General features: G+C 57.7%; 8 protein-coding genes. 2 read left to right on the forward strand and 6 right to left on the reverse strand.

The window, feature by feature from the left end; genetic code table 11:
- Nucleotides 1–119 precede the first annotated feature (119 nt).
- From DYE40_RS10845 to DYE40_RS10855, 3 genes are all read right to left on the reverse strand, one after another.
- Nucleotides 120–329 carry a (2Fe-2S)-binding protein gene (locus tag DYE40_RS10845; RefSeq protein WP_115309116.1) on the reverse strand — a complete coding sequence of 70 codons (210 nt, stop codon included), beginning with the start codon at nt 327–329 and terminating at the stop codon, nt 120–122.
- Between the two features lie 189 nt (nt 330–518).
- Entirely contained in the window at nt 519–911 is a 393-nt protein-coding gene (crcB, locus tag DYE40_RS10850) for a fluoride efflux transporter CrcB (RefSeq protein ID WP_115309117.1), read from the reverse strand.
- The gene (locus DYE40_RS10855; RefSeq protein WP_115309118.1) at nt 908–1,612 is read right to left on the reverse strand and encodes an energy-coupling factor ABC transporter permease; all 705 of its coding nucleotides are present in this window, start codon (nt 1,610–1,612) and stop codon (nt 908–910) included. Before DYE40_RS10855 ends, crcB begins: the two co-directional genes overlap by 4 nt.
- Before the next feature lie 120 nt (nt 1,613–1,732).
- Between DYE40_RS10855 and DYE40_RS10860 the strand changes: the two genes are divergently transcribed.
- Together DYE40_RS10860 and DYE40_RS10865 are read left to right on the forward strand one after the other, a co-directional pair.
- Nucleotides 1,733–5,044 (forward strand): DNA translocase FtsK, encoded by a 3,312-nt coding sequence (locus tag DYE40_RS10860; protein WP_115309119.1) that lies wholly within the window; start codon nt 1,733–1,735, stop codon nt 5,042–5,044.
- A gap of 378 nt (nt 5,045–5,422) precedes the next feature.
- Nucleotides 5,423–6,460: a hypothetical protein gene (locus DYE40_RS10865; protein ID WP_115309289.1), complete on the forward strand. Its 1,038-nt coding sequence runs from the start codon at nt 5,423–5,425 to the stop codon at nt 6,458–6,460.
- 321 nt (nt 6,461–6,781) lie between these two features.
- Here the strand turns inward: DYE40_RS10865 and lpdA are convergent, their stop codons facing one another.
- The 3 genes from lpdA to DYE40_RS10880 form a co-directional block, all read right to left on the reverse strand.
- Complete coding sequence (gene lpdA / locus DYE40_RS10870) at nt 6,782–8,215, reverse strand: dihydrolipoyl dehydrogenase (RefSeq protein ID WP_115309120.1); 1,434 nt, start codon at nt 8,213–8,215, stop codon at nt 6,782–6,784.
- A 133-nt stretch (nt 8,216–8,348) separates the two neighbouring features.
- Nucleotides 8,349–9,524, reverse strand: coding sequence for a 2-oxoglutarate dehydrogenase complex dihydrolipoyllysine-residue succinyltransferase (gene odhB, locus DYE40_RS10875; RefSeq protein ID WP_115309121.1), 1,176 nt, complete (start codon nt 9,522–9,524; stop codon nt 8,349–8,351).
- A gap of 62 nt (nt 9,525–9,586) precedes the next feature.
- Entirely contained in the window at nt 9,587–12,415 is a 2,829-nt protein-coding gene (locus DYE40_RS10880) for a 2-oxoglutarate dehydrogenase E1 component (RefSeq protein WP_115309122.1), read from the reverse strand.
- Nucleotides 12,416–12,566: the final 151 nt, after the last annotated feature.

Here is a 12,566-nt window from a genome sequence, read left to right on the forward strand (position 1 = left end):
GTGCGCTCGCGGCGGGAAAAAACGGCGTATTATAGCGGCTTCGCGCCGCCGCAAAACATATGAGGCCGTCTGAAACCACGTTACAGGTTTCAGACGGCCTCATATGTTTTTCCGCAGAATCAGTCGCTGACACGGATGGCCGGCGTGGCGGCTGCGGCCTGATGCGCGTTGTTGGCGGAGGTCAGGAAAGAGGAGGCCAAGTCGGTGCAGCAGCCGCAGCAGGTTGCGACACCCAGCTGCGACTGCAAATCCGCCAGCGTGGAAGCTCCGGCGGCTACGGTTTCTTTAATCTGATGGTCGGTAATCGCATTGCAGATGCAGACAAACATGGCTGTTTCCTAATGATTAAAACGCATTCTGTGAAATAGGATTAAATTGTGTTAGTGAATATAAATGGAAACGGTTAGTGTTGCAAGGGGGGAAATTGTAAAAACCGGGCGCAAATGTTTTCAGACGGCCAGTCTGCCCGAAGGCCGTCTGAAAAAACGGAAAAAAGAAACCGGAAATACCACAGGATGCTAACGGGCAAACAGCCGCGCCAGCCAAAGCCCCGCCGCCGTCAGGCACAGCGAGCCGGCAAGATGCAGCACGGCATTGAGGATGGCGGCGGCGTAGCGTTGCTGTTGCAGCAGGGCGACGGTTTCAAGCGAAAAGCCGGAAAAGGTGGTCAGGCTGCCGAGCAGGCCGGTTACGAACCACAGCTTCCAATACGGCGGCAGGTTCGGAAACAGTTCGGCCGCGCCTGCCGCCAGTCCGATAAATAACGCGCCTGCCCAGTTGGCCGCCAGCGTTGCATAAGGCACGGGCTGTGCGGCTGAGGCAAACCACAGGCCGAGCAGCCAGCGGGCGGACGCTCCGCACACCGCGCCGCAGGCCACAGACAGAAAAGCGGGAAAAAACGGCGCGTTCACGGCTGGTTTTCAGACGGCCAGATGCTGTTGCGGCGGCGCAGGTAGTGCGCGTCGTCGAAAGAGGCCAGCAGATGCGGCTTGAAGGCGACGAACACGGCGGCAAAAAGTCCGGTCAGAAACGCTTCGCCCCATCCCAAAAGGAAAAACACGGGAAACGACCGCCGCCACAAATCCGCAGCGGCAAACGTTTCGGTGTGCGCAAGCAGGGCGACGGCTGCCGCTCCGGCCGCCAGCATACCCAGCGCGGCGGCAAAAAAGCCGTTGATGAAGATATAGAGAAACAGATTGGGCGGCAGAAAACGGCGCACGGCATATTTCAGCGTTTCGGCCACAGCAGCCGCAGGCAGCACCGCAAACAACACGTCCAGCGGCCAAACCGCCAAACCGCCCTGCCCCGCCGACAGCAACAGATGCAGCGGCATAAACAGCGCGGCAAGCCACAGCACCGCAGGCGCGCCTATCATCAGGCAGCCGAGCGGCACGCCGAGCAGATGGTAGCGCAAACCGCCCGTCAGGCCGCCGTCGGCTCCCGCGTCCAGCGACCAGAACGCGGCAAAAAAGCAAAGCAGCACGCCGCAAGCCTGCGGCCTGGCCCGCAGCGATGCCAGCGCGGGTTTGGCGCAGGCGGCCAGCAGGATCAGCAGCACGGCGCAGGCGGCGGTATGCAGCGCGGGCGCAAACCATTCTGTGCGAAAGTCCATAATTATTCGGTGTTTCCGGTAAAGCGGCGCATTATAGACCAAACGCGGCAAAGTTTCTGTCAGCGTCAAAATAAGTTAAAATGCCGCCCGTTTGCTTAACAGTTACGGAACGTCGGACACATGTTTTGGTTCACACTCTGCCTCATCCTGACGGCCGCCATCGCCGCATTATGCGTCTGGCGGCTGTATCTCGACCGGGGCTGGCGGCGCGACCTGCGCTATTTCAACCGCCACGGTAAAAACAGGCCGTCTGAAAACCGCGAAACACAAGATGCCGCCAAACCGCTCTCCGGCGCGAAACCCAACTTCAACAGCAGCCGCGCCGAAACGCGCGAAGCCGACGAAAGCCGCGCCGTATACGAGCGCACGGTAGAAAAACTGCGCGAACTCTCCCCGAAACGCTACCGCCGCCTCAAGCCCGAAATCCCTCCCGGCCACCACCACGACAGCCTGCCGATTTTTTCCGTGCAGCCGCAGCAAACGTCCGAAACGCAACAAGAAACCCAACAAAACGGGGAACACGGTTTTCAGACGGCCTCCGACACGTCGGCAGACGCGCCCGCCCCTCCGCCCGAAATCATCACCGAAGACGAAATCAACCGCAGCAGACGCAAAACCGTACAGGAAATCCTCGAAGAAGAATACGCACGCATCCGCGAAAGCGAAGCGGCGGCAGCGGAGAAAGAAAGCGGCAACGATGGTGCAGCCGCCGAAACGCCGCATCCGCCCGCTCCCGACGCACCGGTTATCAAGCCCGACGAAATCGTCCGCTTCAAACGCAAAACCGTGCAGGAAATCCTCGAAGAAGAAAACGCCCTCATCCGCGAAAGCGAAGCGGCGGAAAAAAATGCCGAAGCCCAAGACCCGCCGCCGCAGCCGCCTCCTCCCGACGCGCCGGTCATCACCGATACCGAACTCGGCCGCTTCAAACGCGAGCCGGTAGAATCGCTTATCGAAAAAACCGGCAGCGAACCCGAATCCGAACGCAAGCCCGCGCCCGATGCCGAAGTCATCACACCCGAAGAACTGCGCCGCGCACAAAGCATCCGGCATAACCGCCCCGCCGCCGTCCGGGCAGAGATTTCTCCCGACGAATCCTCTCTGGCCGGCGTACGCGAACGCGCCGCCCTGCGCCGCATCGAACGCGACAACCGCATTTTTTCAGACGGCCTCCCCACTCCGCCGCCGTCTGTGGCGGCAACGCCCGAATCCGGCGGCACGGAACAGGCCGCACCCGTGCAGGTTATCGGCGAAGGCGACATCCGCAGCAATCTGCTGCGCCAGCAAACCAGACGCCGCCGCCTGTCCGCCGCCGCTCTGCAAAACACGCCGCCGCACACCATTGCCGAAGCGGAAGTCCGCGCCAATCTGGCCGGACGCGACACTCCCGCCGCCCGCCGCCTGCGCCGCGTCAGCACCGTCGAAAACGCAAGCGTCCTGCCCGCTGCCGCGCCGGTGTCCGCCTACGGCGGCGAAGTGGTGAAAACGCCGCCCGAAAGCCGCAGCCTCAACCCGAGAGCCGCCCTGCCCCGCCGCAGCCGGGCCGTGTTCCGTCCGCGCCTCGCCGCCGACGTGCCGCCGCCAGACGCTACCGTGGTCGAGCCGCCCGCCGTCCCCGATACGCCGCCGCTCGCCGTGGATGTCCCCCCGCCCGCAGCCCTTGCCTTTTCCGCCGAGCTGCTGCCGCCGCAGGATGGGGAAATGCCGTCTGAAAACCCTTATGACGACCTTGCCGCCGCTTTTGCCGCCGTATCGGAAAATGAAGAGAAAATAAGGCCGGAAGAGGAAACCGGCGGCTGGGCAGACACAGAGTGGAGCGAACCCGAATGGCCGTCTGAAAATCCGCAGGACGGCAATACGGACGACGCACCCGATCCCTATGCCTACGACAGCGGCCAACTGCCCGACTTCCCCGTCGAACTCGACGAAGAAGGCCGCTACCCCCTACCCGACACCGGCCTGCTGCTGGCAGCCAGCCACAATCCGGAAGCCGAGCAGTCCGAAGAAGAGCTGCTGGAAAACAGCATCACCATTGAAGAAAAGCTGGCCGAGTTCCGCGTCAAAGTCAAAGTGCTCGAATCCTACGCCGGCCCCGTGATTACCCGCTACGAAATCGAACCCGATGTCGGCGTGCGCGGCAATGCAGTAATGAATCTGGAAAAAGACCTCGCCCGCTCGCTGGGCGTGGCCTCCATCCGCGTCGTCGAAACCATCCCCGGCAAAACCTGCATGGGCTTGGAGCTGCCCAACCCGAAACGGCAGATGATCCGCCTGAGCGAAATCTTCGATTCGCCCGCTTTCGCCCGATCCGAATCCAAGCTCACCCTCGCGCTGGGACACGACATTACCGGCAATCCCGTTGTAACCGACCTTGCCCGCGCGCCCCATCTCTTAGTGGCCGGCACCACCGGTTCGGGCAAATCCGTCGGCGTGAACGCCATGATCCTGTCCATGCTGTTCAAAGCCCGCCCGGAAGACGTGCGCATGATCATGATCGATCCGAAAATGCTCGAGCTTTCCATCTACGAAGGCATACCCCACCTGCTCGCCCCCGTCGTTACCGATATGCGGCTGGCGGCCAACGCCCTTGCCTGGTGCGTCAACGAAATGGAAAAACGCTACCGCCTGATGAGCCATCTGGGCGTGCGCAACCTTGCCGGCTACAACCAGAAAATCCGTGAAGAATCCCGGATGGGGCGCAAAATCGGCAACCCTTTCAGCCTCACGCCCGATAATCCCGAGCCGCTGGAAAAGCTGCCTTTCATTGTTGTTATCGTTGACGAATTTGCCGACCTGATGATGACTGCCGGCAAAAAAATCGAAGAACTCATCGCCCGCATCACCCAAAAAGCACGGGCGGCGGGCATCCACCTCATCCTTGCCACCCAACGCCCGAGCGTCGATGTGATTACCGGCCTCATCAAAGCCAATATCCCCACACGCATCGCCTTTCAGGTATCGAGCAAAATCGACAGCCGCACCATCCTCGACCAAATGGGCGCGGAAAACCTGCTCGGCCAGGGCGATATGCTCTTCCTGCCGCCCGGCACCGGCTATCCGCAGCGCGTACACGGCGCGTTTGCCTCCGATGCCGAAGTACACGGCGTAGTCGAATACCTCAAACAATTCGGCGACCCCGACTACACCGAAGACATCCTGACCGGCGGCACCGGCAGCGACGATATATTCAGCAACGCCAACGAAGGCCGCAGCAACGAAGGCGACAGCGACCCGCTCTACGACCAGGCCGTCGCCTGCGTCATCAAAACCGGCAAGGCCACCACCTCATCCGTGCAGCGGTCCCTCAGAATCGGCTACAACCGCGCCGCCAACCTTGTCGAGCAGATGGAAGCCGACGGCATCATTTCCGCCCCCGACGCGGCCGGAAAGCGCACCGTCCTCGCCCGCGACGACGGCCGTTTCGACGGATAGGCCGTCTGAAAAACAATATCCGCCGCGTGCAGGCTGTCCTGCCGAATCTCCCGTAGGGTGTGTCGCCCTAAGGCGACGCACGCGCCCTATGCCACAAAGCAAAGGCCGTCTGAAAACGAAAACGGCATTTGGGCTGTGCCGAATCCGTGCTTTCAGACGGCCTCTTTTCCGTTTTTCCAATCGGCATACAAATGTTCCACCAATCTCCCAAACCGCGTGCGTGGCAGAGCCACACACCCTACTGAACGGCAGAGGCCGTCTGAAAACACCACTCCGGTACAGCCCGAAACGCTGCCAACAGGTTTTTCAGACGGTATCAAACTGAAAACGCCCCGTCGTGCGGTTACAATGCCGCCTTTTCCCCGCGCCGCATCCGCCATGACCCGACAAGCCTTTATCCTCAGCGACAGCGAATTTCCCGCCGGCGGCAAACCGTTTGCCCTGCTCTCCCCCAACCCCACCCGCGAACACCACTACACCGCCCAAACCGAGCAGCGGCAGTATGCGCACAATCCGCACGTTGCGCCGCAAAACCAAAACGTCTACCGTTTGGACACCGCCCTGTTTTCCGCAGAAAAACACAGGCAGCAGCGTGCCGAAAGCGTCAATATCAACGGCAACCTGGCAGCGCAAAACCTCTACACGCTGACCCGCGCCGCCCGTGCTTCCGAGCAATACAATCTCGAAAGCTGGTTCAACCGCCACGAAAGCGGCTACGAAGACGCGTGCGGGATACTGCGCCGCTGCGCGGCAGACGGGAAAACCGGCTCTGCGGCAAAAGCCCCTGACGTGCTGTGGCGTATCCTGCGGCTGAAATTCCTCGGCATCCTGCGCAACCCGCACAACCATGCCGACCCTTTCGTGCGCCGCCTGCACCGCGCCCTGCAAACGTACCTGCCCGAAGCCGGTTTCGAGTTTGTCCGCCTCATCAGCCGCCGCAATCCCGACCGCATCGAATCGATTATGCACGGCTTCGGCTTTTCCTTTCTCGACTATGTAAACTGGCTCGCGGGGCTGTATGGAATGTTGAGCGAAGGCGTGATGCAGCCCTCGCTGTTCGAGCGTATGTTCCGCGCCGCCTTCGCCGATACCGGCGCGGTACGCATCGAGCTGTGCCGCTATCCGCAGGGTGGCGAATGCCTGTTTTCCGACCGCAGTTTCTGTGTAGAAACCACGCAGCAGCGGGTAAGCATCGGTGTCGGCATTGCCGCCGATATGTTTGCTGTCGTCCGCATCCGCCACAGCCGCTGGCGCGGGCTGAAACACTCTTTCCACCTATCCGCCCCGCCGCTGCACGGCACGGTGTACATTACCGAAGGCAGCCACGCGCGCAGACAGGCATTCAACCGCCTGTGCGTCGCCCAAGCACACGGAGCGGTATTCGGCAGAAGCCCGAAGCCGGAGGATTATCTGTAAGCCCGAAACCTGCGCAAGCTCCAGAATCTGTCCGGCCGTCGTCATTCCTACGCAGGTGAAAGCCCGTCAGAAGCAAGCAATAGATTGTTTTTTCAAAAATTTCAAAATATCAAAGAAAATTCCCGCCTGCGCGGGAATAACGGATTTAAGGCAGATTCGGGGTTTTGCCAAAGTATCCGCCTGTAAGACAGGCAGAAAGGCCGTCTGAAAATATACTTTCAGACGGCCTTTCATCCGTTTTACGCATACGGCTTTTCAAGTGTCGGATGCGGCATACAGATCAAGCTGCTTTAAAACATTATCCGCGCAAGCGGTGCGCCGTCAGCCGTGCAGGGCGCGTTTGTCGGCGGCCAGGCAGGCTTCGTGTACCACTTCGGAGAGGGTCGGATGCGCATGGATGATGCGGGCGAGGTCTTCGCTGCTGGCGGAAAACTCCAAACCGACCACACCTTCGGCAATCAGCTCGCTTACCATCGGGCCGACCATATGCACGCCGAGAATGCGGTCGGTTTCGGCATCGGCCAGCACTTTGACTGTGCCTTTGGCTTTGCCCAAACCAAGGGCGCGGCCGTTCGCTCCGAAGCCGGAAGTGCCTTTTTTGTATTTCACGCCTTCGGCTTTGAGCTGCTCTTCGGTTTTGCCGACCCAGGCGATTTCGGGATCGGTATAAATCACGAAAGGCACGCTGTTGAAGTCGATGTGCGGCTTCTGTCCGGCAATACGCTCGGCCACGGCCACGCCTTCGTCGCTGGCTTTGTGCGCCAGCATCGGGCCGCGCACCACGTCGCCGATGGCCCAAACATTGGGCAGGTTGGTGCGGCAGTCGCCGTCTACTTTGATAAAGCCGCGCTCGTCTTTTTCCAAACCCACGGCTTCGGCATTCAAACCGTCGGTATTCGGGATGCGGCCGATGGAAACGATGAGTTTGTCGAATACTTCGGTCTTCTTCTCGCCCTCTGCCGACTCGAACGTTACGCTCACGCCTTTTCCGTCGGATTGGATGTCGCCGATTTTCACGCCCAATTCGATGTTTATGCCCTGCTCTTTGGTAAAGTATTTGAAGGCTTCTTTGGCGATTTGCTGGTCGGCGGCTGCAAGGAAGACGGGCATGGCTTCGAGAATGCTTACCTGCGATCCGACGCGGTTCCACACCGAACCCATTTCCAAGCCGATAACGCCCGATCCGATGATGCCGAGTTTTTGCGGCACTTCGGTCAGGTTCAGTGCGCCTTCGTTGTCCAACACATTGACATTGTCGATGGCAATCTGCGGCAGCGGACGCGGTACGGAGCCGGTGGCAACAATCACGTTTTTGGCTTCGATAAGGGTTTTTTCGCCTTTGTTATCCACTTCGATTTGGTACAAATCTCCGTTTTTGCCGGCAAACGAGCCTTTGCCGTGCAGGCTGTCAACTTTGTTTTTCTGAAACAGAAAAGCAATGCCGCCGGTCAGTTTGGTAACAATCGCGTCTTTGCGTTCGATCATTTTGGCGGCATCGAATTTTACGTCGCCGACGGTAATGCCGTGTTCGGCAAAATCATGCTGTGCGGCATGGAAATGCTCGCTCGACTGCAACAGGGCTTTGGACGGGATGCAGCCCACATTCAGGCAGGTGCCGCCCAACGCGGGGGCATCGCCTTTTTTGTTTACGCCCGCATCAATGCAGACGGTTTTAAAACCGAGTTGGGCGGCGCGGATGGCGGCAACATATCCGCCGGGGCCGGCACCGATTACGGCAACATCGTATTGGGACATTTCAAAATCCTTTTTATCGGTTTCAGACGGCTTGGAAAATACGTGCGGCCGTCTGAAAAAACAGCAATGGGAATGTTTGTCTGATGCAGATTTTCAGACGGCCTGTTACAAAAACAGGCCGTCTGAAAAACGCTTACAGGTCGAGCAGCAGGCGTGCCGGATCTTCCATCAGATCTTTGATGGTAACCAGCGTCAGTACGGCTTCGCGGCCGTCGATAATGCGGTGGTCGTAAGAAAGTGCCAGATACATCATCGGCCGCACGACAACCTGGCCGTTTTCCACAACGGCGCGTTCTTTGGTGGCGTGCATACCCAAAATGGCGGACTGGGGCGGGTTGATGATCGGGGTGGACATCATCGAACCGAACGTACCGCCGTTGGTAATGCTGAATGTGCCGCCGGTAAGGTCTTCGATAGCGATTTTGCCGTCTTTGGCTTTCACAGCGTAATCGACGATGGCTTTTTCGATGTCGGCAATGCTCATTTGGTCCGCATCGCGAAGAATCGGTACGACAAGGCCGCGCGGGCTGCCGATGGCGATGCCGATGTCGAAGTAGCCGTGGTAAACAATGTCTTTGCCGTCGACAGAGGCATTCACTACCGGGAATTTTTTCAACGCGGCAACGGCAGCTTTGACAAAGAACGACATGAAGCCGAGTTTGACACCGTGTTCTTTTTCAAATTTTTCTTTGTACTTGGCGCGCAAATCCATCACCGGTTTCATATTGACTTCGTTGAAAGTGGTGAGAATGGCATTTTCCTGCTGGGAAGTCAGCAGACGTTCGGCCACGCGGGTACGCAGACGGCTCATCGGCACGCGTTCTTCGGGACGCGCGCCTGTGGGAATCGGAGCGGCGGGCGCAGCAGCTTTGGCAGGTGCTTTCTGCACGTCTTCTTTCAGCACACGGCCGTCGCGGCCGGAACCCTGCACAGACGATACGTCCACGCCTTTTTCGGCCGCCAGCTTGGCTGCGGCGGGCATGGCGACACCGGCTTGGGAATGGGATACGGATGCGGCAGGCGCAGCTTCGGCAGATGCCTGTGCGGCAGGTGCGGCTGCAACGGCGGCGGCTTCGGTATCGATTTTGGCCAGCACCTGTTGCGATTCGACGGTATCGCCCTCGTTGACGATGATTTCTACCAGCACGCCCGCCTGCGGCGCAGGCACTTCCAGCACGACTTTGTCGGTTTCGATATCTACCAGCACTTCGTCGCGGGCAACGGCTTCGCCGGCTTTTTTATGCCATGCCAGCAGCGTGCCTTCGGTAATGCTTTCGGCAAAAACAGGAACGTTTACTTCTACGATCATTTTGTACTCCTAGTAAGTGTGGTTTGGTGCGGTCCGGACGTACCGGGCCGCCTGTGTCGGAATTAATTGGATGAAAACGCGTCTTCAACCAACTGTTTGAGCTGCTTGGTATGCAGACTGCCGTAGCCTACTGCGGGCGACGCACTGGCCGGACGGCCGGCAAACAGCACTTTCCTGCCTTTGGCCAAACGCTCCAACCGGTGGAGGGTCTGATACCACGCTCCCTGGTTTTTCGGCTCTTCCTGCGCCCACAGAAACTCGGCGGCGTTCGGATATTTCGCCAATTCCGCTTCGGCTTCCGCATAGGGGAAGGGATAGAGCTGCTCGATACGGACAATGGCCACTTCTTCTTCCAAGCCGCGCTCGACACGGCCTGCGGCCAAGTCATAGTAGACCTGTCCGGCACAAAGAATGACGCGTTTTACTTTGCCGTTGTCGGCACGCTGCACGGTATCGCCGATTACGGGGCGGAAAGTCGTACCTTCGAGGAAATCGGACAGCGGGCTGGTTGCGTCTTTAAAGCGCAGCAGGCGTTTGGACATAAAGATAATCAGCGGCTTGCGCATGGAACGCAACTGCTGGCGGCGCAGGATGTGGAACATCTGCGACGCTTCGGAAGGCATGATGATCTGCATGTTTTTCTCCGCACACAATTGCAGCCAACGTTCCAAACGGCCGGAAGAGTGTTCCGGACCTTGTCCGTCATAACCGTGAGGCAGGATGACGGTCAGGCCGCACATACGTCCCCATTTGGTTTCGCCGGAAGAGATAAACTGGTCGATGGCAACCTGTGCGCCGTTGGCAAAATCACCGAACTGCGCTTCCCAAATAGTCAGCATATCGGGCGCGGAACAGGCATGGCCGTATTCGTAGGCCAATACCGCTTCTTCGTTCAGAATCGAGTCGATAACGGTAAACGGAGCCTGGTTGTCGCTGATATGCTGCAAGGGAATGTAAATGCCCGCATCCCATTTTTCGCGGTTTTGGTCGTGCAGCACGGCCTGACGGTGGGAGAACGTGCCGCGTCCGGAATCTTCGCCGGAAATACGCACGCCGATTCCGTTGCTGACCAGGCTGGCATAAGCGATGGTTTCAGCCATACCCCAGTCAAGGTTCTGCTCGCCGGCAGCCATTGCTTTACGGTTTTCAATCAGACGCTTGGAGGTGTTGTGCAGTCCGAAGCCCTCAGGAACATAGGTAAACTTTTCGGCAAGGCGTTTGATGTCTTCGGCAGACAGTCCGCTTTCCACATTCTCACGCCAGTCTTGTCCCTGATATTTCGACCAGTCCACACTGTGTTTGCTGGTATAGTCGGTCAGCCTGGTTTGTTCGACATGCTCGCCCCGATCCAAGGCGTTACGGTAGGCTTGGACATAGGATTCGGCTTCTTCCTTCCCAACCACGCCCTCGCGTTCCAGTTTGTCCGCATAAATCGCACGGGTACCCGGATGTTTGGCAACGGCTTTGTACATCATCGGCTGGGTCAGCGTCGGATCGTCGCTTTCGTTATGTCCGTTTTTACGGTAGCAAACCACATCAACCACTACGTCTTTGTGGAAGGTTTTGCGGTAGTCCATCGCTGCCTGCATTACAAGGCAGACAGCTTCGGGATCATCGGCATTTACATGAAATACCGGTGCATCCACCATTTTGGAAATATCGGTACAGTAAACGGCAGAGCGGGTATCGCGGGTATCGGAAGTGGTAAAGCCGATTTGGTTGTTTACTACAATGTGGATGGTACCGCCCGTGGTATAGCCGCGTGTCAGCGACATATTGAACACTGCCTGATTGACACCCAAACCGATGAAAGCGGAATCGCCGTGAATCAACACAGGCAGAACCTGTTTGCTGCCTTGTTCGCCGCGTCTTTCCTGTTTCGCACGGCTGGATCCTTCAACTACGGGATTAACGATTTCCAAATGCGAGGGATTGAACGCCAGCGTAACGTGCAGCGGGCCGGTGGGCGTAGCAATGTCGGAGCTGAAGCCGGTGTGGTACTTCACGTCGCCGCTGGGCAGCTTAATCTCTGCACGTCCTTCAAATTCGGCAAACAAATCGCTCGGTTTTTTACCTAAGGTATTGACCAAAACATTCAGACGGCCTCGGTGTGCCATACCGACAATCACCTCTTCCACACCGTCTTTGCCGATGTTCCGCACCAAATAGTTCAAAGCCAAAATCGAGCTTTCGCCGCCTTCTACACCGAAGCGTTTTTGTCCGACGTATTTGTTCTGCAAATAGCGCTCGAGTGTCTCGGCAGAAGTAAGCTCTTTCAAGATAAAGCGTTTTTCATCAGTACTGTATTTGGGCGACGAAGAAACGCTTTCAAAATAATTCCTTACCCAATGGCGTTCGTCGCGATCGGCAATGTGCATATATTCGACACCAACGGAGCCGCAGTAAGTCTGTTTCAGCTTGGTCAGGATTTCCGACAAAGTCAGCTTTTCGTACTGGCCGCCGAAATCGCCTTTACCGACATTGAATTTAACCGCCATATCTTCATCGGAAAGTCCGTGAAACTTGGGATCCAGACTTTCAATGAAGACAGGCGGTTTGCGTTTGAGCGGATCAAGCTGTGCCGCATAGACACCTTGAATGCGGTATGCCGAAATCAGACGCAGCACGGCAACCTGTTTTTTCAGCATAGCTTCATCAGGCATTCCCGCAGCCAAAGGGCGGGCTTTTGCCAGCTTGGCAAAAGACTCCTGAATCGGCCTGTGCGCCACGTCGCGTTCGGCATTGCCGGGCTGCGCAGCCAACTCGGAAAAATACTGCCGCCAATATTCTTCCACCGAATTCGGGTCATTTAAAAATTCTTCATAGAGCTCTTCAATATACGGGGCATTTGAGCCGAAGAGATAAGAAAAGTTTTGTTTTTCATCCATCATGGCATGGCCTTTTCTGCTGGTGAGCAAATGTAAACAAAAAGATAAATTATGTATTCGAAACGTTTATCGAAAACAGTAAGGATATTCTACCCTTTATAACTGTGCATTACTACCATACAAATGGCAAAGGAAGCGGGATTGCTCCCGCTTC

The organism is Kingella potus (assembly GCF_900451175.1).
Classification (GTDB): Bacteria; Pseudomonadota; Gammaproteobacteria; order Burkholderiales; family Neisseriaceae; genus Neisseria; species Neisseria potus.